The organism is Ruegeria sp. BB1 (assembly GCF_056539465.1).
The window spans coordinates 43,960-69,334 of sequence record NZ_JBQFVB010000001.1; the positions used below are offsets into that span (position 1 = coordinate 43,960).

Below are 25,375 nucleotides of genomic sequence, written 5' to 3' on the forward strand. Positions count from 1 at the left end.
AGGAGGGAGCTGCGTGGCAGACAAAGCAAACCGAACACGCCGATGGGTTCTGTTGGGCGGTGGTGCCGCCATTGTTGCTGGCTTTGCTGTTCGGGAATATCGCTTGATCCCGCAAGATTATGCGGGTGACAGGCTGAGTGTTCAGGACGCGCATCAGCAAGCGGTGTCTGGGGATGTGTTGTTGGTCGACATTCGCACGCCGCGGGAATGGCAGACCACGGGCGTTGGCCAGGGGGCGCATCCGTTGGATATGCGCCGCGATGATTTCGAACAGGCGCTGGCACAGCTGACCGGCGGTGATCGGAACGCGCCTGTTGCATTGATTTGCGCGCGTGGGGTCAGGTCGGCTCGGCTGAGCAACAGATTGACCGAGGCAGGGTTCACAAACATCATTGACGTACCAGAGGGTATGCTGGGGTCCGCCGCAGGGCCGGGATGGGTACGGGCCGGTTTGCCGGTTGAACACAATACAGGAGAGACAGGATGATCCGGGCATTCACCTTGGCAGCGGGTTTGATATTCGCCGGGCAGGCGGGGTTGGCGGCCTGTGCCGATCAGGAAAGCGTGTGTGAGACGGCCTCGGGTGGGTACCACATCGAATTGCCCGAGGCGGATAACCCACCGTTGGTTGTCTTTCTGCATGGCTATGGGGGTTCGGCAACCGGTACTTTGAAAAACCGCAGCATGGTCGAGCCTTTGCTGGCGCGCGGTTATGCAGTCATGGCCCCCGAAGGGTCAGAACGAAATGGCCGCCAAAGCTGGAACTTCTTTCCCGGTTGGGAAGGGCGGGACGAAACCGCCTTTCTGACCGAAGCGGTACAGGATGCCTCGGACCGTTTCGATGTGGATGCGGATCGCGTGGTTCTGGGCGGTTTCTCGGCCGGGGCGTTCATGGTGTATTACCTGGCCTGCGCGGCACCCGATACGTTTTCGGCCTATGTACCGGTATCTGGCGGTTTCTGGCGACCGCATCCCGAAAGCTGCGAAGGCCCGGTACGGATGTTCCACACCCACGGCTGGACCGACAATGTGGTGCCGTTAGAAGGACGCATTCTGGGCGGTGGCCGGTTCCATCAAGGCGATATCTTTGCCGGGCTGGAAATCTGGCGGGTTGCCAATGAATGCGTCGATACCAAGCCCAGCGGTTTTTCAACCACCGGTCAGTTCATGCGACGCAGATGGAGCGGGTGTGCCGAAGGCGGCATGCTGGAATTCGCGCTGTTTCCCGGTGGCCACTCAGTGCCCAAGGGTTGGGCGGACATGATGGTGGACTGGTACGAAGGCCTGCCGGGCGGCTAATCACTCGGCAGGGGTCATGACCGTCTTACCCTCGATCAGGCGCTTCAGTTCGTTCCGATGACGCCGGGCGGATCGCGTGATGGCGGGTTCGTGAAAATCCTCTTTCATCCCGACCATGCGCCGCGCGGTACCAGCCGACACACCGCTGAGTGCGGACAGGGGGATCGCCAGCGCAAGGCTGACGGCAATCGGGGCTAGCCAGATCGACACCAGACCGGACAGGATACCCACACTCAATGCGATGCCGCTAATGGTTTCCAGCATGTGGCACAGGACCAGCGTTTGCAGGCTATAGCTGCCACCATCCCGCGCCTGCGGGGACCAACCTTTTTGCAGACCAAGCGCCGTGCGGAATACTGCGATCATCTGTTGCACCATCAGGATCGGAGCGTAAAGGATCGACAGGATGACCTCGGCCAGAAACGACGTCAGGAATTTGGAACCGCCGCCGAAATCCGCATAGCGCACTCCGCTGAGGGGCAGCGCCAGAACGCCCAGCACCTTGGGGGCCAGCAACATCGCATACATCACCAGAATGATCAGCACATGGCGGGTTTCCGACATCTCGGGCCATTGCGGGAACAGCGGGTTGTCGGGGCTGAAATAATGCAGGACCGAGGCATCCTCGCCCTGACCGATCAGCGCCCACATCACCAGCAAGGCGAACCACAGCGGCGACATTAGATAGCCCACCGCCCCGTGGAACATGTGGAACCGCGACACTGCCCGGAACCCGGCAGACCCCAGCAGCTTCAGGTGCTGCAGGTTGCCCTGGCACCAGCGACGGTCGCGTAGCGCATGGTCGATCAGTGTGGGCGGTGTTTCCTCGTACGAGCCGCGGATGCGCGGCAGGAACCGCACGCCCCAACCGGCGCGACGCATCAGACCGGCCTCGACGAAATCGTGGCTCATGATCAGTTTTTCCTGACCATTCAGGCTGAGCAGTTTCGGTAGACCAGCGCAATTGGCGAAGGCCTTGGTGCGGATAATCGCGTTGTGACCCCAATAGTTGCCCTCTTGTCCACACCAGCGCGCCAGACCTTCGGCGAATGCAATGCCATACACGCCGTTGGCAAACTGCTGCATCCGGGCAAAGACCGATTGCGCGCCGATCAGTTGCGGATAACTTTGGATCAGGCCCGCGCCAAAATCGCGCGCCAGTGAATCCGTCAGGCGCAGGATGGCACGGCCCGTCATCAGACTGTCGGCATCCAGCACCAACATCGCATCCCAATCCGCGCCCCAACGGCTGACCCAGTCGGCGATGTTACCGACCTTGCGGTCCGTGTTTTCTTCGCGGCGGCGGTAATACAGTTCCAGACCCGGGGCCAGCGTCGTTCGCAGCGCCTCGATACTGGCCTGTTCCTGTGCTGCGATCTCGGGGTCGCGGGTGTCTGACAGGATGAACATGGCATAGTAGTGTTGACCACCACGAGCGCGCAAATCCTCGAGCATCGTGCGGGCATTGCCCAGCACGTTCCAAGGCACCTCGTTATAAACCGGCATCAACAGCGCCACGCGCAAGGGCTGTGGACGGCCCTCGCGTTTGGGCTGTTCCTGCCGCGACAGGGAAACCATACCTAGCAGCACGGTGCAGACGGTGAAGGAAATCCAGAAGAAGTTGAACGAGATCAGCGACAGCAGGATGGCTTCGATCAGGTTGATCCCTTCGGCCCCAAACCAGTCGCTCATTACCCACAGCAGGCCTAAAGTCGCGGCCATCGCAGGCGAAAACGCCAAGGCGCGCCAAAACCCGACCGAGGGGCGCTGACCCTCGGGCACTTGCGCGTCACGGAAGCCCGCGCTGAAATCTTGCGCGGGCATGGCCAGCGGTGCCTCGGGCGGCATGATATGCAAATCTTCGGTCATACGGTCCAACGGTAGAGCCAGACCTCAGAGGCAGGCTGTTTGTCTTTCAGCAACTGCGCGCGCAGTTCCACGTGGTTCCTGTCACCCGGCTGGAAGGAAAAGGCCAGTCGCAGCCCGCCGGTATCGGGGTTGCTTTGCAGCACGCCCTCGGACGTTTCGGCGTGGGGTGAGTTGACGAAGATCGTCATCGCCTCGGGGTCTTCGAACAGCTCAGAGGGTTCAAAGTCGATGACGGCTAGGCGCCCTTCGCCAAAGGTGTTTTCACCCATGGCGGTGTTGATCACGCGCGGCATCGGCGTACGCTGCGGCTCGTCCCCCCAGATCAGACGGTAGGACAGGTCGACCTGGCTGCCCGCTGCGTATGGCTCCATCGGACGCCAATAGGCGACGATGTTGTCATAGATCTCCTGATCTGCCGGAATCTCAACCAGCGTTACAGTACCTTTGCCCCAGTCGCCCTTCGGTTCGACCCAAAGGCCGGGGCGTTTGTGGTAATTCGCCTCAAGATCCGCGTAGTCCGAGAACTCGCGTTTCCGCTGCATCAGGCCGAACCCGCGCGGGTTCATGTCAACGAAGGACGAAATCTGCAGACGCGTCGGGTTTGCCAACGGTCGCCACAAAACTTCTCCGGCACCGTTGCGGATCAGCAGACCGTCGCTGTCGTGGACGGCGGGGCGGAAATCGTCGAACCGGCTGTGATTGGTCTGGTCGAACAAGAACATCGAAGTGCCCGGCGCGATTCCGACATGTGTTAGCTCTTCGCGCGGGAACAGGGTGGCCTCGATATCCATGACGCAGTCTGCGCCTGCGGTGACGTTGAACCGATAGGCACCTGTCACGCTGGGGCTGTCCATCAGCGCGTGAACCACCATGTCACGCTGGCCAGGTTTTGGGCGCTCCAGCCAGAAGCGGATGAATTCGGGGAATTCCTCACCATCCGGATCGCCGGTTTTCAGTGCCAGACCACGGGCGGAGAGGCCGTAAACCTCGTGCAGGCCGATGGCGCGGAAATAGCTGGCACCCTGCCAGACGCAGAACTCGTCGGTTTTGCCGGGGCGATGCATCTCGGTGCGTAGGCGCAAACCGGAAAAGCCCAGCGTGTCGTCGATCGGTAGTTCAGGCACATCCTCGGATTTGTCGAACATGCTCAGATCAAACGCGACCGGCGTTGCGAAACCATCCTCGACCGTCGACACCTTGACGGTGCGCGGGAAGTATAAGCCGGGTGTGAAGAAATCGACGTTAAAGGGCGTCTCGGTTTCAAACCACAGCGCCCGGTCCAGGCGGAACCGGATCGAGCGGTATTGCTGATAGGTCAGGTCCTGCCATTCCTGGGGCACCATTTCGCGTTCCGCATAGGGGCGGCTGGCAAGATCCCGGGCCATCGCGATGACGTCATTGCGGTCAAAGGGGGTTTCCCCGCCGGTGGCAAATGTGGCAGGCGCAAAGGCAAGCGCCGAAGTCGAGGCCAGAAATGCACGACGTGTAAAATTCATTTCTTTGACTTCCAAGGTTGTGATTTGAACCAAGCGGCCATGTATGCCACCCCGATGATCATCGCAAAGCCAATCATGTTAGCGATGAACACACTGGCAACATCCCGCCCACTCAGGTCCAGTCCGACGCCGATAAGCCGTGCTGCTGCCATGGAAAAAACGAATACCGCCAGCGATTGCTGCCCGACTTTGGTGATCACGGTCAGCAGGAATTGCCAAATTTTGGCCGCCGCGCCGTGACCGGTGGCGATCAGGCGATGGCCGTGTTCTCCCGCAACGACCCAGCCCAGATAAGCCAGCGACAGGAAGTGCAGATACCGGAACAGGCCAAAATCGGTCTTGTCGCGGAACTCTTTAGTAACGGGCCAAACTTTTCGGATTTCGTCGGCCAGATCGGGGGCTGCTGCGTTGATCCAGGTGAACACTTTCCATGAGCCAAACGGCATCGAGAAGATCAGGAACAGCGCCGCTGCCCAGATCAGCGTTTTCGAGACCGGGGGGGCGGGAATCCAGCCGCGCATGAATGCAAAGCCGGTGAAGAACAGCAATTGCCAACCGAAGGGGTTGAAGAACCACTGTCGATCCGACCACGGCTCGGCCGGCAAGTCCAGAACGTCGGTCTGCGCCACGAGCCACAGCGTGACTGAGGCCAAGGCAACCGCCCAGAACCCAATCCGCGACAGGCCCATGACCAGCGGCATCATCGCCAGAACCACCAGATACATCGGCAGGATATCGAAGTAATTAGGCACGTAGGTCAGGGTGAACAGCCCGACAATCTGCGGCGCAGGATCGTTAAAGAAATGCTGCAGATTCAGCGAAGAGATATAGTTTTTCTCGAACAATCCACTTTCATTCAGCGCGGCCATGGACATGGCGACAAAGAAGAAGAGTGCGATATGTGCCCAGTAGACCTGCCAGATGCGGAACGCCACGCGGGCGGTACCCAACCACCAGCCCTTGCGCAGAAAGGCCCCGCCGAAGGCGATGGCCGAAGCCATGCCGGAACAGAACACGAAGATCTCGGTCGCATCGGAAAAGCCGAACCGCGCGGGGATCCATTTGGCCCAGGGGTCATTGGGGATATGTGCGATCAGGATGATGAACATCGCGATGCCGCGGTAAAAATCCAGGCGCGGATCACGCACACGGGCAGGGGCGGCCGCCGAGGCGGCCACAGGCGCAAAATCAGAAGCGGGCGATGCAGTCGCCATACGTGTTCTGTCCTTCTTGGTCTTTGTTTTTGTTATTCAGCCGGGACGCTTTGTGCGTCTCCGTTGTCGCGGGCCGCGTCGATCAATGCGCGGCGCGCAAGTGCGTAATTGTCCTCGCCTCCGGCCCGTTTGGCGCGGCGATCGTCCAAGATGCGCTCGACAGCATCCAGACGGCCCGCGCGCAGGCCCGAATCAATGGTGATGCGCTCGAATACATCACGTTGGGCGTGGCTGCCACCTACCAGTTGCATGCCATTGCGCGCGCTCGACAAAAAGTCGAATGCGGCGGCGTACTGCCCCTCACCAAAAGCCTCAAGCCCTTTGGAGGCTGCAATACCCGGGTCGGACATGCGGACCGGAGTATCGCCTTGATTGCGTTGCGCGTCTTTCTGGATGCGCTGCAACATTTTGCTGGTCGCTTCGTTGCGGTTATCACCAGTCAATGCCAGCAGATAGTGAAGGTCTGCGAAGACCACGCAGCCATCCTCGGTCCGGGCCGCGCTGAGATCGGCCAGCTCTTCCCAGCGATTGCCTACGTCGACGCCTTCCAGCTCTAGGCGCGACAGCAGTGAGGTCGCGTTCGAGATATCGCGGTAATCGTCCGTTTTGTCCTGGCGAACGTGGGTATCGTACAGCTCCATCACCTGGTCGACCTGACCCAGGTCCAGATGCATCAGTGCCTTGTGCCACCAGACGTGATAGCGGAAGTTGTTGCAATGGGTCCAAGCGTCCTCGCGTCCGGCCAACCAGTCCAGACCCAATTGCGCATTGCCCTGCATCTCGTGCACGTGGGCCACCGCATGCAGACCCCAGGCATCATCCGAAACCATCCAAAGGGCTTGGCGTCCGGCAATCTCGGCCTTTTGGTATTCGCCCGTTTCCTCCAACGCGAAAGCGTGACAGCCCAGAAGATAGCCACGTCCTGGGTGATCCGGTTCATAAGCGGCCAAGACCCGCTCGATTGACCGGCGCATACCGGTCGGGTCACCTAGAACGAACCGGGTTGCGTGGCTGAGTTTCATCGCCAGAGTATCCTGCGGATGGGAGCGCAGAATCTGCTCAAATTTTTGAATCGCCTGCGAGGGCAGATCTTCCAGATACAGGCCAAGCGCCTCGACATACATGCGCTCACGTTCAGAGATCGGTTGCCGTTCCATCGCGGCTTTGGCCTCTGACAGGGCCTCGACCGCGACCGCCGTCATCTCACGCCGGCCCAGCAGAACCATGAACAGCCCCTTGATGGCGTGACCCAGGGCAAAGTCGGGCTCAAGCTCCAGCACCTTGCCCAGATGTTGCGGAGTAATGGCCGCATGCGCCATGAACCCAAGCAGAACACCGTTCCACGCCTCGACGCTTGCCGAATGGCTGAGGGTGTTCATCTGTCCGAAAACATCCTGTTTCATGCGATTGGTCCGATCCAATTTTAATTTTCTACACTATTCGATGTAGCAGAGACTCTGACGGCGTCGTATCAGTATCGCCTCTGCTCTCGAATTGGTGAAAAGCCGTGTGTGTAAAACGTGAAAAAAACCGCCGATTCAACGGCATGTTTCAGCAACATGCCGCCGAAACGGACACAGTGTTTCAATCTTCGAATGGATTTTTGGCGTTCAAAACGGCCTGAGTGTCCGCCCCGAATTCGGGCGGGGCAGCGCGATAGGTGACCGGAGTGCGTGACAATTTCAGCGGATTCCCGATCAGCTGCACCGGCCCTGGTGCTGCCTGCATGGCGATCTGCATTTGTCGAGCCGCGACCTGATCCGAGGCAAAAACCTGATCCAAAGTCCGCACCGGGCCGACGGGTACTTTGCGGTCTTCCAGCTCGGCGATGACGGTGGCAGTGTCATGGGCTTGAACCGCCCGGCGCAGAACTGCGTTCAAAGCGTCGCGATTTTCCAGGCGCGCCGGGTTGGTGGCAAAGCGCGGATCATCGGCCAGCTCGGGCCGCCCGATAAAGTCGCAGAAACGGCGGAACTGTCCGTCATTGCCCACGGCCAGAATCACATGGCCATCCGAGGTTTCGTAAACGTCATAAGGCACAATGTTGGGATGCCCGTTGCCCCGCCGTTGCGGAACATTGCCCGAGGTCAGGTAATTGACGCCCTCGTTGATCAACCAGGCAACTTGTGAGTCGACCAATGCCAGGTCGATCTGCTGGCCTTCGCCGGTTTGATCCCGGTGGCGCAGAGCGGCTAGAATGCCAACGCAGGCATACATTCCGCACATCACATCAGCGATGCCAACACCCACCTTCATTGGTGCGCCTTCGGGGTCGCCGGTCAGCGACATGATCCCGCCATAACCTTGCGCCATCAGGTCATAGCCGGGCTTGGACGCATTCGGCCCGGTCTGGCCATAGCCCGAGATCGAGCAATAGACGAGGCTCGGGAACTCCGGCGATAGCGTGGCGTAATCCAGCCCGTATTTCGCCAGCCCGCCGGGTTTGAAATTCTCGATCAGGATATCGGCATGCGATGCCAGCCGTTTGATTTCAGCCTGGCCTTCGGGCGTAGTGATGTCGATGGCGACGGATTTCTTGTTGCGGTTGGCCGACATAAAATACGCACTCAGATCCGAGCGGTTGCCCTGAGCGTCTTCAACGTAAGGAGGGCCCCATTGCCGGGTATCATCGCCGCCACTGGCCGGGTTTTCGATCTTGATTACGTTGGCGCCCAAATCGCCCAGCAGCTGCGTACAGGTTGGCCCAGCCAGAATGCGGCTGAGATCCAGCACCTTGACGCCTTTCAGCGGTCCCTCAGATCCGGCCATCATATCCTCCACGCTCGATTTCTGCAGCGATGACGGTAAAGCGGTCGGCTTTGACCGCCTGTTCCAGCGCCGACCGCAGTTCTGCGCGGTTGCGGACGGTATGTCCATAGCCACCAAAGGCTTGCCCCATGGCGGCAAAGTCGTGGCGGTCGAAATCCACGCCCATATTGCCCATCTGACGCTGGCGCTGTTTCAACTCGATCAGCGCAAGACTGGCGTCGACAAAGACCAGAAAAATCGGATTGCAGCCCATCTCGGCTGCGGTCGACAGCTCTCCGGCAACCATCAGAAAACCAGCATCGCCCGAGAAACTGATGACCGGGCGGTCAGGCTCAGCCAGTTTCAGGCCAATGGCCATCGGTACGGCGCAGCCCATGGTACACAGGGCCGAGGATTGGATCAGCCCGCGTTCTTCGTGGCACTCCCACATCTGGCTCAGCAGGATACGATGCGCGCCGCTGTCGGCGGTGGCCAGTGTATCAGCGGGCAGGGCGGCGCGAGATTCGGCGATCACGGCCGCCGGGCCCCAGTCATCATCCGCGGGGAAGGCCTGCGCCAGTGCGGCTTTAACCTGCGCGGGTTCACCACCCGGCCACGTCGCGCGGGCGGGGTTCCCCTTGGCGATGGCTTCTAGCGTGGCGCCCGTGTGGGCGACCAGATTCAACCCGGCTTGATGCATGTAATGATCGTTGACGACGGCCGAGATATCGATGACGCGCTTTTCCTCGGGGTCCCAGATCTCGCGCCAGCCAGGGCGCATTTCGATCGGGTCATACCCCAGACACAACACCAGATCGGATTGTTTGACCAACGGCACCAGATGCTTGTCGGCCAAGGGCGACAAACCTGCGCCGCCCAGGCACAATGGATGATCCTCGGGCACGACGCCCTTAGCTTTGTACGTGGTCACGAAGGGGATGTTGAAATGTTCCAGAAACGCCTGCACCACATTGCGCGAGTCGTCATAAAGCACGTCCAGACCCACGATCGCGATGGGGCGTTCGGCCTCGGTCACCCAGCGGCGGGCTTTCTCAACACAGTTCCCTTCGGGCGCGACCGCAGCGGGTTTGACCAGACGGCGGCGTTTGCTCCCGGATACACGCGTGTCCGCGACCGAGATCGGCACGTCGATATGAACCGGACCGGGGCGGGGCTGTGTGGCCAGCGAAACCGCTCTGTCAGCAACCACGTCTGCGCCCTGGGCCGTCAGCGTGAACGTGCCCTTGGTGATCGAGCGGTAAACCTGCGCGTGATCCATCACCTGATGAGTATAGGTCAGTGCCTCATCCGCATCGACACAGCCGGTCAGAACGATCATCGGCACCCGGTCTTGCAGCGCGTTGGCAACAACGTTGATTCCATTCATCGCGCCGGGGCCCAGAGTGGCCACCAGAATGGCAGGTGCGCCATCACGGTGGTGGACAGCCTCTGCCATGAAGCCGGCGGCGTTTTCGTGTTTGGTCAGGTGAAAGGTGATCCCAACCTGTTCCAGAGCATCCACCAGTGTCAGAACCTCTCCGCCTGGCATGCCAAAAGCGTGGCGGCATCCGGCCTCGTATAGTCTTTGGGCCAAAAGGTCAGCCGCGCGGGGGGAGAGGTCCTGCATTCGTTATGCTCCGAAGTTTTCGTTGCTCAGCAGATTGCGGAGGACGTAGCCAGACGCAAGCAGGTTCACGTCAGTGTGACTATTTGGCTGCGGTTTCCGCCACTGACTGAAACTTTGTGTCAAGTTCTTGGGCAATATCGCGCAAAGGCTCTCCGCCCTCGTACACATAGGGGGCAAAGACAAAGCTGGGCGTTTTGTAGGACAGGGTGGCGGTGCCGTCGTCGTTTTCGGTCACGTAAAAACGAATCGGCGCTTCGATCATTGCACTGACAGAGGTTTCCAGAACGCGCACGGCATAGTCGTTGTTGAAGGCACCGATCACCAGATTGCCGGGTATAGTGATGCCACGGGCCGCAGCCGCCTTGGTCGGACCAGCCTGCGTGACCACGATCAACCCGTTTTCCTTCACCGCAGCCTTCGTATCCGCGACCAGTTCTTCATAGCTTTTGACGGTTGGATACACTGCCCAACCCGACAATGGTTCCTCGGCCCGAACAGGCAGGGCGAGAAGACAGAGCAAACCCAAAAGCGTGCGCATGACGGTGCCTCGTTCAATGTGACTGTCTGAGTGATGCCAGAAATCCGAGTTCCGCGCACGCACATTTCCGTGCGTATTCAGGATTGCGCCGACGTCTAGAAAGCCGCAGAAACATGCAAACCATCAAACACGAGGCCACACGTGGACCCGATACGCCTATTGATTTGCAGCAGTTGTGCGGGAACGCGTGACCGAGTGGCCGAGAGGCAGGCCGTGGATGACGCGCTGGTGCGTGCAGGGCTGAATGGCCGGGTCGTCATCTCGGATCACGCCTGTTTCAGTGGCTGCGCTGAGCCGACCGCATTGGCATTGCAGGCCGCAGGACGGGCGTCTTACGTGTTTTCGGGGGTCGATATCGTTACCGATGCCGAAGACATCGTCGCGACCTGCAAAGCCTATTTGGACAGTCCCGCAGGTTGGATCGAAGACGCCCGACCCTGCGGGCGACTTCGGATGTGTTTGCGCGCGCGGATACCGGCGCTTTAATCGACCTGAACGGTCACGGCAGCGCTGACCGGTACGTTGTCGACCGTCAGTGCGCTGTGGCTGTTTGCGTTCAGCGAAACCGAAACCTCGACCTCTCCCTTCGGAAGGTCGGGGATGTGTATCCAGTTGCCGTAGAGCCGGGCCAGTTTCTCGCCATTGATGTAAACATGCGCGTGGCCTTCGCCGTCTACGTCGGCTGTTGACGCGTTTTCTGGGGCAAACCGGAAATTCTGCGGCATGACGTGCAGGTTCCACCCGGCCATCGGGTCCTGGGTCAGCGCGATTGCAACGCTGGGGGCGTCCGCCCCTGCGGGCAGGTTTACCGTGGTCGAATGGTCATGGGCCATCGCTTCGGCATGCGCGCCGCCGTGATGGGACGGATCGCCATGATCGTGGCCGTCAAACGTGGCGCCATTGGCTGCCGCCAGCACAAAACCAGCACCACCACCGAACACAAGGCCGATTGCAAAAAGGGCAAGTGAGCGTGCCATTTTTCTTTCCTTTTGGGCAAAAAGAAACGCGCCGGGCAGAACCCGGCGCGTCATTACATAAGAGGATCAGGCCGCTGCTTCGACGCGTTTGCCTTCGCTTTGCCAGAAATACCCGGCAAAGGCGCCAACCAGAACCCAGGCCACCAGACCAATGCCAAAGGCGCGAGCGGCGAACAGAGCGCCGATCTCGGTCGGGACGGGGCCGGTGAACACATCCGGTTCGGGCGCACCGATCAGATGGGGTGCCAGCAACAGGGCTGCTGCGATCACATAGCTGATCAGGTTGCCGCCAAACGCAATCAACCACAGCGCAACAAGCGCAGCACCAACAGTGGCAAACCACCAGACCTGTCGGGCATAGACGTCAGCTGCCGCTACACCAGGCACCTCTGGTGCCAGGGTAAAGCCAGGCGCCAGATGAAAGGCGATGAACCCAGCCAGACCCCAAAGCACGCCGGTGCGGCCATCAATCGTGTGGCCCTGGCCTTCGGCCACGGACATCAGAGCAACCATCAGCAGCGCGTAACCGGTATAGGTCAGCATGGTGAAAATGACGCTCAGCGCGTCACGGGTCAGTTCCGAGAACATGCCCGGCAATTCGGGATGCGCCGAAACGGATTCGGCTCCGAAGTGCACCAACTCACCGGATTCGTACAGCTCTGCGTGCAACAAAACAGGTTGCACAAAGACCAACTGCAGCAATGCGGCTATCAGCCCCGCTGCAGCACCAGCGAACAACGCGCTGGTCAGTATACGACTGAACATGGTCTTAGTGGCAGGGGAAGCCGGTCGCGTGGCGCACGTCGTGTGCTGCGTCATGCAGCGCCGCGGCCTGTACGTGACCGGTCAGGGTGATGATACCCAGACCCAGTACCACCGCGAACATGACCGGAAGGATACCAGCGCGCGAGGCGGATGCTGTTTGCGTTTGTGTTGCCATCTTTTATTCTCCTTTGCCGCCGCACCCGACGACCGGTGTTTCAATTGTCGCCTGGCAGGTCTCCTGGCTTGCGGGTCGATGCCTCTGTTCGCCTTCCCCCTGAGAACAGGAGTGGCTGGTTGAACAGGGGCTCTCCGCTTACAGTCGCGGGGGCGGCTGTGGATTTGGCTGCCATGGCAGTCGCACCACATTCCCTCTTAGCATCCGGATGTCTCCGGCAGGACCAGACGCGTTCATTTAGCCTCTATGATGCCGCTGGTGCAATCGTCATTTGCGACCTTTTAGGTCAGATCACGCGCTTTTTCAGCAAATAGATATCCATGATCCAGCCATGATCGGCACGTGCCTTGGCACGGGTGTCCAGAATCTCCTGCGCCACATCGGTCAAAGCGCCTTTGATCAGGATTTCCTCTTTCATGCCGACATAGGCACCCCACCAGATGTCATAATCGGCCATGTCCAGGGATTGAAACGAACACTCGCCATCCAGCATTACCGCTACTTTCGAGGCATTTGCCGGCCAGCCTTCATCCCTGATCCGCCGTCCGGTGGTCACAACATAAGGCGCGCCCAGATCATTGATCGGGATGGCGTGGGCGGCCGTCAATGCCTGCAGCGCGGTGATGCCAGGGATCACCCGTGTCGTGGGCTCAGGGTCCAGCCGCGACGCGATTCGCAACGAGCTGTCATAAAGCGACGGGTCGCCCCAGATCAGCAGTGCCACTTGTCGCGCATTCGGGTGGGCCGCAATCGCCTCGTGCCAGCGCAGGGCAATGGCATCATGCCATTCGTCGACCCCGCGTAGATAACCATCATCGGCCCGACGCTTGGGAATGTCGAAATAGGCGATCTGCGGCGGAGTGTCAGTCACAGCTGCAATGATCTCTTCGCGCAACCCGGCCAGATCAGCCTTGTTCTCGCCCTTGTGCGGGATCAGGATCAGGTCTGCATCGCGGATGGCATTTGCCCCTTGCAAGGTCACGTGATCCGGGTTGCCAGTGCCAATTCCGATTAGAGACAACTCAAACATCGTCGAACTCTGCCAGCGGGCCATACAGGATCAGCGCCGGGGCTGTGCCGATCTCGGCCTCCAGCTTTTGCGACAGCGCGCCAATTGTTGCACGGTGCAGGCTCTGGTCGGGAGTCGATACGGATTCGGCCATTAGGGCAGGTGTCTCCAGCGGCAGACCATGCTCATGCAGCGCATTTACCAACAGAGGAAAGGTCCGTTTGCCCATGAACACCACGGTCGTTGCGTCCGGATCGGCCAGCGCGGGCAGGTTCAGATCTTCGGGCAGTTTGCCGCTGACATCGTGGCCAGTGACAAATTGTACCCGCCGCGCAGTCAGGCGTCGTGTCAGGGGTATTCCTGCTGCCGCCGCCGCCGCAACCGCCGAGGGGATGCCAGGGATGATTTCATATTCGATCCCGGCCGCACGCAGGGCAACCAGTTCTTCCTCCAGCCTGCCGAACAACCCGCCATCACCGGATTTCAACCGCACTACGCGAGCACCGGTTTTGGCGTAATCCACCAACAGGCGGCTCACGTGATCCTGCCTGGGTGAGGGTCGCCCGGCCCGTTTGCCCACGCCCACCAGATCTGCATCGCCATGCGCATGACTTAGGATCGGGCCGCTGCTGAGGTCATCAAACAGCACCGCATCTGCTTTTTGCATCCGGTCGACTGCTTTCAGGGTCAAAAGATCAGGATCGCCGGGGCCGGAACCTATGAAGGATACGAAACCGCTCATGCCGAGGCCTCGGCGATCAGGTGAAAGAACGTACCGGTGACGTTCCCGCGCACCGAACCTGTTTGCGGCCCTTCAGCACCTTCAGCATCAAACACCCGCGCCAGCGGTGCGTCCGGCTGTTCTACGATCGAAGAATAATGGAATTCATGCCCCCGCAGAGCCGTGTCGGCTGCAAAACCGGGCATCGGGGCCAGCAATTCTGCGCGCCGATACCCCAGATTGAACTTGCGCTTTTCATACGAGGTCACCAGCCGCAGCAGGCCTGCCATCTGATGTCGCTCGCCCTCTTTGTCGATCAAGGCCTGACCCAGCGCCATGTATCCACCGCATTCTCCATGCACGGGTTTGGATTCAGCGTGTTTGCGCAGTCCGGTCTGGAACGTGTCGGCGGCAGCCAGTGTGCCCGCATGCAGTTCCGGATAGCCACCGGGCAGCCAGACCAGATCGGCATCGGCAGCAGGTGCCTCGTTCGCCAGAGGTGAAAACGGCAGAATTTCTGCACCCGCCGCGCGCCAACCTTCCAGCAAATGCGGATAGGTAAAGGAAAACGCGGCATCGCGGGCCAGCGCAATCCGTTGCGCCGGAGGGCGCGGTAGCGCGGCTGACGATGGCCCATTGGGGCCTGAGGAAGCCGCCACCTTGATCGCCTCAAGATCCACATGTTCGCGCAGAAACGCGGCATAGCCGACAATTGCGCTTTCCAGATCAGGATGCTCGACCGCCTGTATCAGGCCCAGATGGCGTTCCGGCAGGGTCAGATCACCGCGCCGGGGCAAAACGCCCAGAACCGGCAGACCGGCGCGCTCCATACCCAGACGGGTCAGACGCTCGTGCCGGGGGCTTGCGCAACGGTTCAGGATCACACCGGCAAACGGCAGGTCGGGGTTGTACATCCGAAACCCCAGTGCAGTTGCCGCCGCTGATTGCGCCTGACCGCCCACATCCAGCACCAGCACCACAGGCCAGCCCATGCGCTGGGCGGTTTCGGCGCTGGACCCGTGCCCCAACTCGCCCGGCTTGGCGACGCCGTCAAACAGCCCCATCGATCCCTCGGCGACCACGATATCCGCACCCTCAGCCTGCGCCGAAATCGCACTCAGCAACGGGTCACCCATAGCCCAACTGTCCAAATTGAACGAGGAGCGCCCGGCAGCAGCATTATGAAAGGCAGGGTCGATATAGTCCGGGCCGCTTTTGAACGGTTGCACGGTCAGCCCATCCTCGGCCAATGCCCGCAATAGGCCCAGCATGACCGTTGTCTTACCTGTTCCCGAGGACGGGGCAGAAATCAGAAGACCCGGGGGGTTAGTCATCACCGTGGCTCCAGCTTGACCACGGGCTATCGGCACTTTGCGGACGATAGCGGCGATCGTAATCCTTTGAATACAGGCAACTTTCATCGAACCCTTCGCCTGCCAGCGCCGGGCCCACGATGATCAGTGCGGTGCGCGAGATGCTTTCATCCAGCGCCTCTTTCAAGGTGTCCAGCGTGGCGCGGATGATCCTCTCATCCGGCCAACTGGCGCGATACACCACGGCCACCGGGCAGTCCGCGCCATAGGCGGGGGTCAGATCGGCAATCACCTTGTCCAGATTGCCGATCGACAGGTGAATGGCCAAAGTCGCACCGGTGCGGGCAAAATTCTCAAGCGTCTCACCTTCGGGCATCGAGGATGCACGGCCCGGCGTCCGGGTCAGCACCACGGATTGTGCCAGTCCAGGCAGGGTCAGCTCGGTTCCCAGTGAAGCCGCCGCAGCAGCAAAGGACGGCACGCCCGGCGTCACGCTGACCGGGATGCCCATCTCTTTCAGCCGTCTGATTTGTTCACCCATCGCTGACCAGACCGACAGGTCGCCGGAATGCAGGCGCGCCACATCCTGACCAGCCTGATGTGCGGTCTCGATCTCGGCCATGATCTGATCCAGATCCATCGACGCGGTGTTTATGATCTTTGCGTCCTCGGGACAGTGACCAAGGATTTCCTCGGGCACCAGCGACCCGGCGTAAAGGCATACCGGGCAAGACGCGATGATATCACGTCCGCGCAGAGTCAGCAGGTCGGCAGCGCCCGGTCCGGCGCCAATGAAATGAACAGTCATGTTTGTCCTCCGATGGCTATGGCGCAGGTGGCCAGCCGGTCGTCTGAGATTTGTCTGGGTGAGGTCAGCCGAGCGCCGGATCCGGCAGCGGCAAGGGCGGATGCTTCGGCCACGCTGCCGGTGCCATACGTGGCGCGGCTGCGGTTCGAGCAGGTGAGGGTGCGCTGCCCGGCCAGATCGGCAGGGGCGACGAAATGCAAGGGCAGTGCGATGGCCGAGGCGAATTCGATCAACGCAGGATGTCCGTCTTTGTCCGCCACCGTGGCCAGCGCATCCACGCGCTGCCCGTCGCTGGCCCGGTCAAAGGCCGCGCGCAGGCTGTCCAACGTGGCCGTAGATGAGAATCCCAATCCCGCGACGATCATAGGGTGACGCTCCACTGCACCACCGGATAAGCGGACTTCCAGCCGCGCCGGGGGCCAAGTGCCGAGGCTTGCGCCAGTTCGATCCGCAACAGTTCGCCGCCCAGCTTGTCTTGCCACTGCGCGAGCAAAGCTTCGCTTTCCAACGTCACCGCGTTGGCGACCAGCCTTGTGCCTTTGGGTAGGGCGGCTTGCAGCCATTCCATCAGTTCGGTGCTGAGACCACCGCCGATGAAAACCACGTCCGGCAAGGTCAGACCACCCAGTGAGCCCGGAGCAGTGCCGTACACAACATTCAATCGGTCCTGGCCCAGCGTATCAGCGTTGCGCCGAATGCGTTCGGCGCGATCTGCGCGGGGTTCGATGGTTGTGGCCGTCAGGGTCGGGTCACACATCAGCCATTCGATGCTGATCGAACCCGTGCCGCCGCCGATATCCCAAAGGTGTTCGCCCCGCTGCGGCGCCAGTGCCGACAGAGTTAACGCCCGCACGGGGCGCTTGGTAATTTGGCCATCGGTTTCAAAAATCTCGTCCGGCTTGCCCGACGCCTTTGGAAAGGCGCGGCCTTCGCCTGCAACCTCAAGCCCGACGCAGACCGGGTGGTCGAATCCGCCCAGCAGCGCTTCGGTCAGCGATACACTGCGCGCCCGTTCGCGAGGGCCGCCCAGAGCCTCCATCACATGCAGGCGGGTGTCAGGAAATCCAGTTTCAGATAGGTAGGTCGCCAGTTCCGCCACTGCCTTGCCGTCCCGCAACAGAAGGATGGCGCGTACCCCCGGTGCCAGATCAGGACGCAACCGGGTTAGCGGGGCTGCGTGCAGGCCGAAGGTCAGCGTGGTCTCTAGCGGCCAGCCCAATCGCGCAGCGGCCAGTGAAAAGGTCGATTGGCCGGGCAGGGCAGTCCATTCGCCAGCCTCGAAATTGCGCGCGATAACTGAACCTGCACCAAACCAGAAGGGATCGCCCGAGGCGAGAACCACAGTCGGACGGCCCCGAAAGCCGGCCAGCATCGGAAGGCCATCGGAGAAAGGCACAGGCCACTCAACCCTCTGCGCGCCGGTTTCTGGAATCAGCGACAGGTGCCGCGGCGGGCCCATGACGATTTCGGCGCGTTCCAGCACTTGACGGCTTGCCGGTGGCAGGCCATCCAGTCCATCTTCGCCCAAGCCCAGAACGGTCAGCCACGGAGCTTTAAGCATGACACACCTCCTGATCCTTGGCGGTACGACCGAGGCCAACGCGCTGGCTAAGGCCGTGGCCGAGCAGGGCGTTCCGGCAACCTATTCCTATGCCGGACGGGTCGATAACCCCCGCCCGCAACCCTTGCCTGTGCGTGTCGGTGGTTTTGGCGGCGCGCAGGGGTTGGCGCAGTACCTTTGGGATCACGCGATCACCCACGTGATCGATGCCACTCATCCCTTTGCTGCACAAATGAGCCTGAACGCCATTGCCGCCTGCCGCGATACCGGGCTGCCGCTGGCTGCGCTGACCCGTCCGGCCTGGACGGCGCAAGACGGGGACCGCTGGCAGCACGTTTCTCATATCGACGGCGCAGTGGCTGCCCTGTCCGGCCTGGCGCAACGTGTCTTTCTGGCCGTGGGGCGGATGCACCTTGAGGACTTCGCCGCCCAGCCCCAACATCACTACCTGCTGCGGCTGGTGGATGAACCCGGTGAATTGCCCTTGCCGAATTGCGATGTGGTTGTGTCGCGCGGGCCGTTTATCGAAGCGGATGACCGGGCGCTGATGCAACGCCATGACATCGAATTGGTCGTGTCCAAGAACGCAGGCGGCAGCGGCGCGCGCGCCAAGCTGGACGCCGCGCGGGTGTTGGGCCTGCCGGTGCTGATGATCGACCGTCCGATCCTGCCACAACGACACGAACTGACGAGCGTAACGCAGGTTTTGGACTGGCTGGCTCATTCCGGTGTGAACCTCGGGGTGTAGACGATCGGGGCGCTGTTGCGATCAATCACACGGGTCAGGGATGATCCCACGATAACCACCGTCTGCATGTCCGCCATATCCGGCGTTGCCTCGGCCAGTGTCGAAACCCGGATCGCCTCATCCGCGCGGGATACGGCGCGGGCGAACAGGATCAGACGTTCGGGCTCACATTCCTCGCGCAGTATTTCCAGCGTCTTAACAAAGCCTTTGGGGCGGGATTTTGAGCGCGGGTTGTAAAACGCCATCGCGAAATCACCCTGCGCCGCCAATCGCAGCCGTTTCTCGATCAGCGACCAGGGTTTCAGATTGTCGCTGAGGTTGATGGCACAGAAATCATGCCCCAAAGGTGCCCCCGCACGCGCCGATGCGGCCAGCATCGCGGTGATGCCCGGCAACACGTCGATGGGAATTTCGCGCCATTCAACAGGGCCATTTTCCAGCGCCTCAAACACGGCGGCCGCCATGGCAAACACGCCTGGATCGCCCGAGGACACAACGACCACACATTTCCCCTCGGCCGCCATCTGCAACGCGTGCTGCGACCTGTCAATCTCGACCCGGTTGTCGCTGGCGTGCAGCGTCAGGCCGGGGCGTTCGGCCACGCGCGCGACGTAAGGGATATAGCCGACGATATCCGTGGCCTCGGCCAATGCGGCGGAAACCTCGGGCGTTACAAGGTCCTCGTTTCCGGGTCCGAGACCCGCGATCTTGACCCAACCGCTCATGGCCGCCGCCCCTGACCATGCACGATGATGATCGAGAAGTAGGGGGTGACCTTGTCACATGCCTCGGACAGTTTCGTCACGGTCTGGTTCGGCATCTGAGCGTATTCGACGATCCATGCTCGATCATACAGGCCAGCCGTTTTCAGGGCCCGTTTCACCTTTTCGATGTTGCGCCCGATCTTCATCACCACCAAAGCATCGGTCTGCGCCATGCGTTCCGCCAGAGTATCTTCGGGGAGTGTACCGACCAGAACGGTCAGGACATCATCGCCCCACGTGATAGGGTCACCGGTTGCCGTCCACGCGCCGGACATACCGGTGATGGCGGGAACAACCTCGACATCAGCTTCGTCACGCAAGCGGCTGTAAAGATGCATGAAAGACCCATAGAAAAATGGGTCACCTTCACACAAAACCACCACATCCTCACCTTCATCCGACAGGTTTTTTAAATGCGCGGCGCAGTCTTTGTAGAAGGCAGACAGCAGCTCGTTATAGCGCGGATCGGTTAGGGGGATTTCCGTGGTGACGGGATATTCCATCGGAAATTCCACAGCATCGCCGGGAATCATGCCATTGACGATCTTGCGTGCCTGACCGCTGCGGCCGGGCTTGCGGAAAAACGCCACGTGGCGCGCGTTGCGCAGTAGACGGTCGGCCCGAACGCTCATCAGGTCCGGGTCGCCGGGGCCAAGGCCGACGCCGTATATCTTGCCCGCGCTCATTCCGCGCGGCTCGCGATGGCGTTGACGGCGGCGACGGTGATGGCGCTGCCGCCCAGACGACCTTTGACGATACAGGATGGCACCGGTTGCGCCGCCCACAAAGCGTCCTTGGATTCGACCGCGCCGACAAAGCCCACCGGGCAACCGATGATGGCTGCAGGACGCGGGCAGTCGGGATCTTCCAGCATGTTCAACAGGTGGAACAGGGCAGTCGGAGCATTGCCGATGGCCACAACAGCACCTTCAAGATGCGGGCGCCACAATTCCAGCGCAGCGGCCGAACGGGTGTTGCTCATCTCGGCGGCCAGCGGACGTACGCGTTCGTCATGCAGAGTGCAGATCACCTCATTGTCGGCGGGCAGGCGGAACCTGGTCACGCCCTCGCTGACCATGCGCGCGTCACACAGGATTGGCGCGCCGTTTTCCAGTGCCGAGCGGGCAGCGGTCACAAAACCGGGTGAGAAATGCACGAACTCTTCCAGCCCAACCATCCCGGCGGCATGGATCATGCGGACGGCAACCTGCTCTTCGTCGGCGTCGAACCGGGCCAGATCGGCCTCGGACCGAATGGTGGCAAAGCTTTCCTTATAGATCGCCGCGCCATCGGTTTCATATTCATAGGGCATCAGGTCAGGTCCATGGTCATAAGTGTTTCGGGGGTCAGCCCGCGTTGGCAGGGCTCATCCCCTGCGCGGCCGTGTTTGACAAGGTCAAATCGCCCATCGCGACCGACCAAAGTGACATCCGCTGTTCCCATTCGGGCGCATCCTTTTGAGCAGCCCGAGACATGCAGGCTGCCTTCCAAATGCGGTGCCAGCGCTCGGGCGACAGCACGGGTTTCTACCTGCGCCTGCGGGCAGAACGGTGCACCGGGGCAGGCGTCGGTGGTCATCAGCGGATCGGTGCCATCTGTGACAAAGGCCGGGGCCGGGATCGCCGCCCCGCCTTCAAGCAGGAACAGCCGCCAGGGGGTCACCCGCAGGGCGGAAGCGCCTGTGTCCTCGATCAAGCTGAACAGACGCCGCGCAGGCAGTTGCCCGAATGCTGCACCATAAAGTGTGCCCAGTTCACAAATGTCAGGTTGTAGCGGTGAGCCAACAGCGTTGGCTGGGCTGCCTTGCCATTCCAGAGGCAAAGCTTGTGCTGCGACCACGCGGGCCATGCGGCGATTGTCCGAGGTTTGGTTTTCGGCAAACCATTCAGCCAACGAGATAAGCTGGTCTATGGCTTCGACTTCTGAGACGGCGCGCCCCGTCTCGCATCCATCGGCGCGAAGGATCAGGCCCTCCGCGCCGGTCTCCAGCCGGATATCCGCAGAATCCGCGGCCATCAGACGGGCCGGGCCAGTGTCGATGGCAAAACCGAATTTCGCAGGCAAGGCGGGCAGGTCTGCCAGCCGATGGATCAGGGATTGTGCCAGCCGCGCGGTCAGATCGCCCGTTTCGTAAAGCGGTGAAACCAAAATGTTGCGGCGTACTTCAATGCCCGGCTCGGCGTCCAAAAGATCCAGCGCGGAAAGTTCGGCAAGTAGCGCTTGATGATCGGCCTCTTTAACGCCACGTAATTGCAGGTTGGCTCGGTTGGTCAGGTCGATGGTGCCATTGCCAAACCGCTCGGCGAGTTCACACAGCCCTAGTGCCTGCGCTGCGTTCAAACGCGCCAACCGGGGGCGCACCCGCACCACCAGCCCGTCGCCTGACATCATTGGGCGATGTGCGCCGGGGCACCAGCCCTGAACAACAGGTTTTGAGGTGGTGGCGCTCATCCCAACCCCTCCAGATCCGCGCGGATCGAGTTCCGGCGTGTGTTCCACAACCCAGCTTCAAGCAATGCGCGGAACCGGTCCTGCATGGCTTGATGCGCTTGCGGATTGGCCTCTTGCAGGAAGGCGTCAACCTCGGCGTCACCCAGCGTCGCATCGTGGTACAGATCGAACAGGTGCGGAGCGACTGTGCCGGACAGGTGGGCAAAAGACGCCATATGGTCCAGCGTCGCCGCGATCTCTGCGGCCCCGCGGAACCCGTGCCGTTGCATCCCTGCAATCCAGCCGGGATTGGCAGCGCGGGCATGAACCACGCGGCTGATTTCTTCGGGCAGGGTACGAGCACGGGGAGTGTCGGGGTTGGTATTATCAAGATGGTACAATTGCGCGCTGCCGCCGGTGACGGTCTTGGCAGCGGCAAACCCGGCCTCGTGCGTGGCATAGTCGTTGGCCAGCAGCAGGTCGGTCTCGGTCAGGTCCTGCAGGTGGACAAAGCTGTCGGCATTGGCGACGCGTTCGGTGATGCCGGTGACATCCTGCGCGATATGGTCGCCCTCCAACGCAAAAGAGCTTGCCTGCAGCCATGCTTCACCCGCCTGCGCGCGGGCTTCATCGGTATAGATTTCAGACAGTTGCGTCATATTCACGCCATAGCTGCCGGGCGCGGGGCCAAAGACTCGCGCGGCAGGGGCTTGCCCGGCATAGGGGTTCCAATCCGGGGCTTCATCACGGTCAGACAAGGCACGGACGGCCTGACCGAACAGTGCCGAAAGCGTCGGGAACACGTCGCGGAACAGGCCCGATACGCGCAGGGTCACATCTAGGCGAGGGCGGCTGAGATCGGTGATTGGCAGCACTTCGATGCCTGACACTCGCTCGGACCCCTTGTCCCAGATTGGCTTGACGCCCAACAGGTGCAGCGCCATGGCGAATTCTTCGCCTGCCGTGCGCATGGTGGCCGAGCCCCATAGGTCGACGATCAGGCCCTTGGGATAATCACCTTCCTCTTGCAAATGCCGCCGCACCAGCTCTTCGGCCAGCTTCACGCCTTGGGTATAGGCGGCGCGGGTAGGAACCGAACGCGGATCGGTGGTATAGAGGTTCCGACCGGTAGGCAGCACATCCGACCGCCCACGATAGGGTGAGCCGGACGGTCCGGCCTCGATCCGTTTTCCCGCCAGCGCGTCAAGCAGAGCCCTGCGTTCCGCACGGACGGAAGAGGCGGGGTCAAAATTACCGGTGACCTCAGGCGTGCGACCAAAGATGTGCAACCCGTCACCGAACTGGCTTTCCTTGATATCGCAGACAAACCGGTCGATGCGGGTGATTGCCTCGGCAGTGCAGGTGGCCTGATCCAGACCTAGGTCGTTTTCCAACCCGATGGCCTGCGCCTCATCCCGGATATCTTCTTGCAGGCGGTCCCGGCGCTTGGGGTCCAGCCCGTCGGCGTTCGAAAACTCGTCCAGCAGGGATTCCAGCCGCACCATCCGGTCGGGCGTGCCGCTTTCCTTCATCGGGGGTGGGATATGACCCAGCGTGACCGCCCCGATCCGGCGCTTGGCCTGCGCGGCCTCGCCGGGGTCATTGACGATGAAGGGGTAGATCACCGGCAGATCGCGGATCAGCGCCTCGGGCCAGCAATTCGCCGACAGGGCGACCGATTTGCCAGGCAGCCATTCCAGCGTGCCATGCGCGCCGATATGGATCAGCGCATCCGCACCCAACCCTCTGCGCAGCCACAGATAAAAGGCCACATAGCCGTGGCGTGGGGTGCGTGAGAGGTCGTGGTAATCATCCTCGCGCAACTCGGGCGTGCCGCGTTCGGGTTGCAGCGCGATCAGGGCCTTGCCACGACGCAAAGCGGTGAAATTGAAAGCGCCGTCTGCTAATGCTGGATCATCCTCGGGCCGTCCCCAAACGGTTTCGAGGTCCCTGCGCAATTCATCCGGCAGATCGGCCAGCGCCGCCAGATAATCCGCAAGCGGCCACGATACCCTTGCATCCATAAGGGTTTCGGTAATGGGTTGGGCGGGGGCGGTGTCGTACCCTTCGCCCTGCAGATCGGCCAACATCGCCTCGGCTGAGGCCAGCGCGTCCAACCCCACAGCATGGGCCATCTGCCAGTCCTTACCAGGGTAAGTGGACAGCACCAGCACCGGGGTTTGATCGACCTTGGGCTTGTCATGCAAAGCTAGCCACCCGGTCACCCGGTCGATGATGGCCTCGATCCGTTCATCTTCGGCCCGGTGGGCAAATCGCGAGTATTCCAGATGTGGGTCACGTTTCCCGGGTTCTTTGAATGAGGCGATGCCCGCCGAAATCCGCCCGTCCACCTCGGGCAACACCACATGCATGGCAAGGTCGGCGGGCGAGAGGCCACGTTCCGCCTCGGCCCAGGCCTTGCGGCGTGCAGTTGACAAAGCGACCTGAAACACAGGGACATTGGCCGCGTCCAGCGGAGATGTGCCAGACGCGCCCTTGCCTGAGAATGAAGTGGCGTTGATGATGGCCGACGGCTGCATTGCTACGATATTTCCGCGCAACCACTCGGCGGCGGTTGGGGCTTTCAGCGACGGCGCGAACAGGCCCACGGCTTCGAACCCGCGCGCGCGTAGGTTACGGATCAGGGCCGCGACCGGGGCGGTGTCCGCAGAGGTCAGGTAAGCGCGGTAGAAACTCACGAGAATGCGTTTTGCATCGCCCGTGAACGCCTTTTCCACTGGGATCACGCCACGGTCAGGGCACCAGGCGCCGCACTCGGGGATGGTTTTGGCCCCCATCACAGGGCCTGCATAAAGCCCCGCCGCCAGCGCCATCTGTGCCAGCGCGGCCTGCGCTGCAACTTCGCCGCCGGTATCGCACAGATGCGCCAGCCGCCGCAGGGTTGAAACGGGTAGGGTGGAAAAGTCGTCCAACCGCGTATCTTCGCGCCCATCCGCTGGCAGGACAGCCAGCGCGATGCCCTTGTCCTGCGCCAGCGCCAGAACCTGCTGCAGGCCATAGGACCAATAAGGCACGCCGCCGATCAGGCGGATCAGAATGCCTTTCGCACCTTCCAGAGTTTGTTCGACGTAGGTATCGACGGACAGAGGGTGTTTCAGCGCCGTCAGATTGGCCAACCGCATCGTGGGCATCCGCCCCTCAGCCCCGCCACCGCGATGCCAGCCTGCCGCGAAAGCTCCGAGGTCGCTGTCCGAAAAGGACAGCACCACCAGATCCGCCGGGCTTTGGCCCAGATCGGTCGGGGTCTCGGTTTCCTCGAGCCCGTGGCTTTCGCGGAAGACGACGTGCATGG

Annotated in this window: 25 protein-coding genes and 1 riboswitch; of the genes, 4 read left to right on the top strand and 21 right to left on the bottom strand. The window is 61.3% G+C overall.

Going from position 1 to position 25,375, the window contains the following annotated elements; all coding sequences use genetic code 11:
• The first annotated feature begins 13 nt into the window (after positions 1–13).
• Both ACR0AL_RS00215 and ACR0AL_RS00220 read left to right on the top strand, forming a co-directional pair.
• The gene (locus tag ACR0AL_RS00215; protein ID WP_170396413.1) at positions 14–487 is read left to right on the top strand and encodes a rhodanese-like domain-containing protein; all 474 of its coding nucleotides are present in this window, start codon (positions 14–16) and stop codon (positions 485–487) included.
• Positions 484–1,299, top strand: coding sequence for a CE1 family esterase (locus tag ACR0AL_RS00220; protein WP_480661551.1), 816 nt, complete (start codon positions 484–486; stop codon positions 1,297–1,299). The genes ACR0AL_RS00215 and ACR0AL_RS00220 overlap by 4 nt, the downstream gene beginning before the upstream one ends.
• Here ACR0AL_RS00220 and mdoH read toward each other — a convergent pair whose 3' ends face one another.
• From mdoH to ACR0AL_RS00255, 7 genes are all read right to left on the bottom strand, one after another.
• A complete protein-coding gene (gene mdoH / locus ACR0AL_RS00225; protein WP_480647169.1) occupies positions 1,300–3,168 on the bottom strand; it encodes a glucans biosynthesis glucosyltransferase MdoH in 1,869 nt (622 codons plus the stop codon).
• On the bottom strand, positions 3,165–4,664 hold the full coding sequence (locus ACR0AL_RS00230) for an OpgD/OpgG family glucan biosynthesis protein (protein WP_226688252.1): 1,500 nt from the start codon (positions 4,662–4,664) through the stop codon (positions 3,165–3,167). The genes mdoH and ACR0AL_RS00230 overlap by 4 nt, the downstream gene beginning before the upstream one ends.
• Positions 4,661–5,878 carry an OpgC family protein gene (locus ACR0AL_RS00235; RefSeq protein ID WP_170376005.1) on the bottom strand — a complete coding sequence of 406 codons (1,218 nt, stop codon included), beginning with the start codon at positions 5,876–5,878 and terminating at the stop codon, positions 4,661–4,663. Before ACR0AL_RS00235 ends, ACR0AL_RS00230 begins: the two co-directional genes overlap by 4 nt.
• Positions 5,879–5,910: 32 nt before the next feature.
• The gene (locus ACR0AL_RS00240; RefSeq protein WP_170349265.1) at positions 5,911–7,281 is read right to left on the bottom strand and encodes a tetratricopeptide repeat protein; all 1,371 of its coding nucleotides are present in this window, start codon (positions 7,279–7,281) and stop codon (positions 5,911–5,913) included.
• Positions 7,282–7,462: 181 nt separating this feature from the next.
• Positions 7,463–8,647: a CaiB/BaiF CoA transferase family protein gene (locus tag ACR0AL_RS00245; RefSeq protein ID WP_480661553.1), complete on the bottom strand. Its 1,185-nt coding sequence runs from the start codon at positions 8,645–8,647 to the stop codon at positions 7,463–7,465.
• Positions 8,634–10,253 carry a thiamine pyrophosphate-binding protein gene (locus ACR0AL_RS00250; protein WP_170359226.1) on the bottom strand — a complete coding sequence of 540 codons (1,620 nt, stop codon included), beginning with the start codon at positions 10,251–10,253 and terminating at the stop codon, positions 8,634–8,636. The genes ACR0AL_RS00245 and ACR0AL_RS00250 overlap by 14 nt, the downstream gene beginning before the upstream one ends.
• Before the next feature lie 79 nt (positions 10,254–10,332).
• Positions 10,333–10,791: a DUF302 domain-containing protein gene (locus ACR0AL_RS00255; RefSeq protein WP_170376000.1), complete on the bottom strand. Its 459-nt coding sequence runs from the start codon at positions 10,789–10,791 to the stop codon at positions 10,333–10,335.
• Positions 10,792–10,932: 141 nt separating this feature from the next.
• On the opposite strand from ACR0AL_RS00255, the gene ACR0AL_RS00260 reads away from it, so the two are divergent.
• Positions 10,933–11,277: a DUF1636 family protein gene (locus ACR0AL_RS00260; RefSeq protein ID WP_170349261.1), complete on the top strand. Its 345-nt coding sequence runs from the start codon at positions 10,933–10,935 to the stop codon at positions 11,275–11,277.
• On the opposite strand, the gene ACR0AL_RS00265 is transcribed toward ACR0AL_RS00260, so the two are convergent.
• From ACR0AL_RS00265 to cbiE, 9 genes are all read right to left on the bottom strand, one after another.
• The gene (locus ACR0AL_RS00265; protein ID WP_170349260.1) at positions 11,274–11,768 is read right to left on the bottom strand and encodes a hypothetical protein; all 495 of its coding nucleotides are present in this window, start codon (positions 11,766–11,768) and stop codon (positions 11,274–11,276) included. The genes ACR0AL_RS00260 and ACR0AL_RS00265 overlap by 4 nt on opposite strands.
• Before the next feature lie 66 nt (positions 11,769–11,834).
• Positions 11,835–12,533 carry a CbtA family protein gene (locus ACR0AL_RS00270; RefSeq protein ID WP_170349259.1) on the bottom strand — a complete coding sequence of 233 codons (699 nt, stop codon included), beginning with the start codon at positions 12,531–12,533 and terminating at the stop codon, positions 11,835–11,837.
• Between the two features lie 4 nt (positions 12,534–12,537).
• Positions 12,538–12,708, bottom strand: coding sequence for a CbtB domain-containing protein (locus tag ACR0AL_RS00275; protein ID WP_170349258.1), 171 nt, complete (start codon positions 12,706–12,708; stop codon positions 12,538–12,540).
• A 36-nt stretch (positions 12,709–12,744) separates the two neighbouring features.
• A riboswitch (cobalamin riboswitch) is annotated at positions 12,745–12,951 on the bottom strand.
• A 43-nt stretch (positions 12,952–12,994) separates the two neighbouring features.
• Positions 12,995–13,738 carry a precorrin-6A synthase (deacetylating) gene (gene cobF, locus ACR0AL_RS00280; RefSeq protein WP_170349257.1) on the bottom strand — a complete coding sequence of 248 codons (744 nt, stop codon included), beginning with the start codon at positions 13,736–13,738 and terminating at the stop codon, positions 12,995–12,997.
• Positions 13,731–14,459, bottom strand: a complete 729-nt coding sequence (gene cobA, locus ACR0AL_RS00285; protein ID WP_170349256.1) for a uroporphyrinogen-III C-methyltransferase — start codon at positions 14,457–14,459, stop codon at positions 13,731–13,733. The genes cobF and cobA overlap by 8 nt, the downstream gene beginning before the upstream one ends.
• The gene (locus ACR0AL_RS00290) at positions 14,456–15,772 is read right to left on the bottom strand and encodes a cobyrinic acid a,c-diamide synthase CobB (RefSeq protein ID WP_170349255.1); all 1,317 of its coding nucleotides are present in this window, start codon (positions 15,770–15,772) and stop codon (positions 14,456–14,458) included. Before ACR0AL_RS00290 ends, cobA begins: the two co-directional genes overlap by 4 nt.
• Positions 15,765–16,559: a precorrin-4 C(11)-methyltransferase gene (cobM, locus tag ACR0AL_RS00295; RefSeq protein WP_170549646.1), complete on the bottom strand. Its 795-nt coding sequence runs from the start codon at positions 16,557–16,559 to the stop codon at positions 15,765–15,767. Before cobM ends, ACR0AL_RS00290 begins: the two co-directional genes overlap by 8 nt.
• Complete coding sequence (locus tag ACR0AL_RS00300; RefSeq protein ID WP_170349253.1) at positions 16,556–16,924, bottom strand: cobalamin biosynthesis protein; 369 nt, start codon at positions 16,922–16,924, stop codon at positions 16,556–16,558. Before ACR0AL_RS00300 ends, cobM begins: the two co-directional genes overlap by 4 nt.
• Complete coding sequence (gene cbiE, locus ACR0AL_RS00305; RefSeq protein WP_480661555.1) at positions 16,921–18,120, bottom strand: precorrin-6y C5,15-methyltransferase (decarboxylating) subunit CbiE; 1,200 nt, start codon at positions 18,118–18,120, stop codon at positions 16,921–16,923. Before cbiE ends, ACR0AL_RS00300 begins: the two co-directional genes overlap by 4 nt.
• On the opposite strand from cbiE, the gene ACR0AL_RS00310 reads away from it, so the two are divergent.
• Positions 18,119–18,868, top strand: a complete 750-nt coding sequence (locus ACR0AL_RS00310; RefSeq protein WP_480661557.1) for a cobalt-precorrin-6A reductase — start codon at positions 18,119–18,121, stop codon at positions 18,866–18,868. The two genes, cbiE and ACR0AL_RS00310, sit on opposite strands and share 2 nt — an antisense overlap.
• On the opposite strand, the gene cobJ is transcribed toward ACR0AL_RS00310, so the two are convergent.
• The 5 genes from cobJ to cobN are packed head-to-tail and all read right to left on the bottom strand — an operon-like array spanning position 18,841 to position 25,373.
• Positions 18,841–19,593, bottom strand: a complete 753-nt coding sequence (gene cobJ / locus ACR0AL_RS00315) for a precorrin-3B C(17)-methyltransferase (RefSeq protein WP_480661559.1) — start codon at positions 19,591–19,593, stop codon at positions 18,841–18,843. The two genes, ACR0AL_RS00310 and cobJ, sit on opposite strands and share 28 nt — an antisense overlap.
• A complete protein-coding gene (locus ACR0AL_RS00320) occupies positions 19,590–20,318 on the bottom strand; it encodes a precorrin-2 C(20)-methyltransferase (RefSeq protein WP_425080360.1) in 729 nt (242 codons plus the stop codon). The genes cobJ and ACR0AL_RS00320 overlap by 4 nt, the downstream gene beginning before the upstream one ends.
• Positions 20,315–20,944 (bottom strand): precorrin-8X methylmutase, encoded by a 630-nt coding sequence (locus ACR0AL_RS00325; protein WP_480661561.1) that lies wholly within the window; start codon positions 20,942–20,944, stop codon positions 20,315–20,317. Before ACR0AL_RS00325 ends, ACR0AL_RS00320 begins: the two co-directional genes overlap by 4 nt.
• On the bottom strand, positions 20,944–22,083 hold the full coding sequence (locus ACR0AL_RS00330) for a cobalamin biosynthesis protein CobG (protein ID WP_480661563.1): 1,140 nt from the start codon (positions 22,081–22,083) through the stop codon (positions 20,944–20,946). Before ACR0AL_RS00330 ends, ACR0AL_RS00325 begins: the two co-directional genes overlap by 1 nt.
• Positions 22,080–25,373, bottom strand: a complete 3,294-nt coding sequence (cobN, locus tag ACR0AL_RS00335) for a cobaltochelatase subunit CobN (protein WP_480661565.1) — start codon at positions 25,371–25,373, stop codon at positions 22,080–22,082. The genes ACR0AL_RS00330 and cobN overlap by 4 nt, the downstream gene beginning before the upstream one ends.
• Between the last annotated feature and the right edge of the window lie 2 nt (positions 25,374–25,375).

Excerpts from the sequence above, each read along its gene's own strand:
- ACR0AL_RS00320 (WP_425080360.1), bottom strand. The coding sequence starts at position 20,318 with ATGAGCGCGGGCAAGATATACGGCGTCGGCCTTGGCCCCGGCGACCCG.
- ACR0AL_RS00220 (WP_480661551.1), top strand. The coding sequence starts at position 484 with ATGATCCGGGCATTCACCTTGGCAGCGGGTTTGATATTCGCCGGGCAG.
- ACR0AL_RS00230 (WP_226688252.1), bottom strand. The coding sequence starts at position 4,664 with ATGAATTTTACACGTCGTGCATTTCTGGCCTCGACTTCGGCGCTTGCC.
- ACR0AL_RS00330 (WP_480661563.1), bottom strand. The coding sequence starts at position 22,083 with ATGAGCGCCACCACCTCAAAACCTGTTGTTCAGGGCTGGTGCCCCGGC.
- ACR0AL_RS00270 (WP_170349259.1), bottom strand. The coding sequence starts at position 12,533 with ATGTTCAGTCGTATACTGACCAGCGCGTTGTTCGCTGGTGCTGCAGCG.
- ACR0AL_RS00290 (WP_170349255.1), bottom strand. The coding sequence starts at position 15,772 with ATGACTAACCCCCCGGGTCTTCTGATTTCTGCCCCGTCCTCGGGAACA.
- ACR0AL_RS00265 (WP_170349260.1), bottom strand. The coding sequence starts at position 11,768 with ATGGCACGCTCACTTGCCCTTTTTGCAATCGGCCTTGTGTTCGGTGGT.
- cobF (WP_170349257.1), bottom strand. The coding sequence starts at position 13,738 with ATGTTTGAGTTGTCTCTAATCGGAATTGGCACTGGCAACCCGGATCAC.
- cobJ (WP_480661559.1), bottom strand. The coding sequence starts at position 19,593 with ATGAGCGGTTGGGTCAAGATCGCGGGTCTCGGACCCGGAAACGAGGAC.
- cbiE (WP_480661555.1), bottom strand. The coding sequence starts at position 18,120 with ATGCTTAAAGCTCCGTGGCTGACCGTTCTGGGCTTGGGCGAAGATGGA.
- cobM (WP_170549646.1), bottom strand. The coding sequence starts at position 16,559 with ATGACTGTTCATTTCATTGGCGCCGGACCGGGCGCTGCCGACCTGCTG.
- ACR0AL_RS00325 (WP_480661561.1), bottom strand. The coding sequence starts at position 20,944 with ATGCCCTATGAATATGAAACCGATGGCGCGGCGATCTATAAGGAAAGC.
- mdoH (WP_480647169.1), bottom strand. The coding sequence starts at position 3,168 with ATGACCGAAGATTTGCATATCATGCCGCCCGAGGCACCGCTGGCCATG.
- ACR0AL_RS00310 (WP_480661557.1), top strand. The coding sequence starts at position 18,119 with ATGACACACCTCCTGATCCTTGGCGGTACGACCGAGGCCAACGCGCTG.
- ACR0AL_RS00300 (WP_170349253.1), bottom strand. The coding sequence starts at position 16,924 with ATGATCGTCGCGGGATTGGGATTCTCATCTACGGCCACGTTGGACAGC.
- cobA (WP_170349256.1), bottom strand. The coding sequence starts at position 14,459 with ATGAGCGGTTTCGTATCCTTCATAGGTTCCGGCCCCGGCGATCCTGAT.
- ACR0AL_RS00245 (WP_480661553.1), bottom strand. The coding sequence starts at position 8,647 with ATGGCCGGATCTGAGGGACCGCTGAAAGGCGTCAAGGTGCTGGATCTC.
- ACR0AL_RS00235 (WP_170376005.1), bottom strand. The coding sequence starts at position 5,878 with ATGGCGACTGCATCGCCCGCTTCTGATTTTGCGCCTGTGGCCGCCTCG.
- ACR0AL_RS00250 (WP_170359226.1), bottom strand. The coding sequence starts at position 10,253 with ATGCAGGACCTCTCCCCCCGCGCGGCTGACCTTTTGGCCCAAAGACTA.
- ACR0AL_RS00255 (WP_170376000.1), bottom strand. The coding sequence starts at position 10,791 with ATGCGCACGCTTTTGGGTTTGCTCTGTCTTCTCGCCCTGCCTGTTCGG.
- ACR0AL_RS00240 (WP_170349265.1), bottom strand. The coding sequence starts at position 7,281 with ATGAAACAGGATGTTTTCGGACAGATGAACACCCTCAGCCATTCGGCA.
- ACR0AL_RS00275 (WP_170349258.1), bottom strand. The coding sequence starts at position 12,708 with ATGGCAACACAAACGCAAACAGCATCCGCCTCGCGCGCTGGTATCCTT.
- cobN (WP_480661565.1), bottom strand. The coding sequence starts at position 25,373 with ATGCACGTCGTCTTCCGCGAAAGCCACGGGCTCGAGGAAACCGAGACC.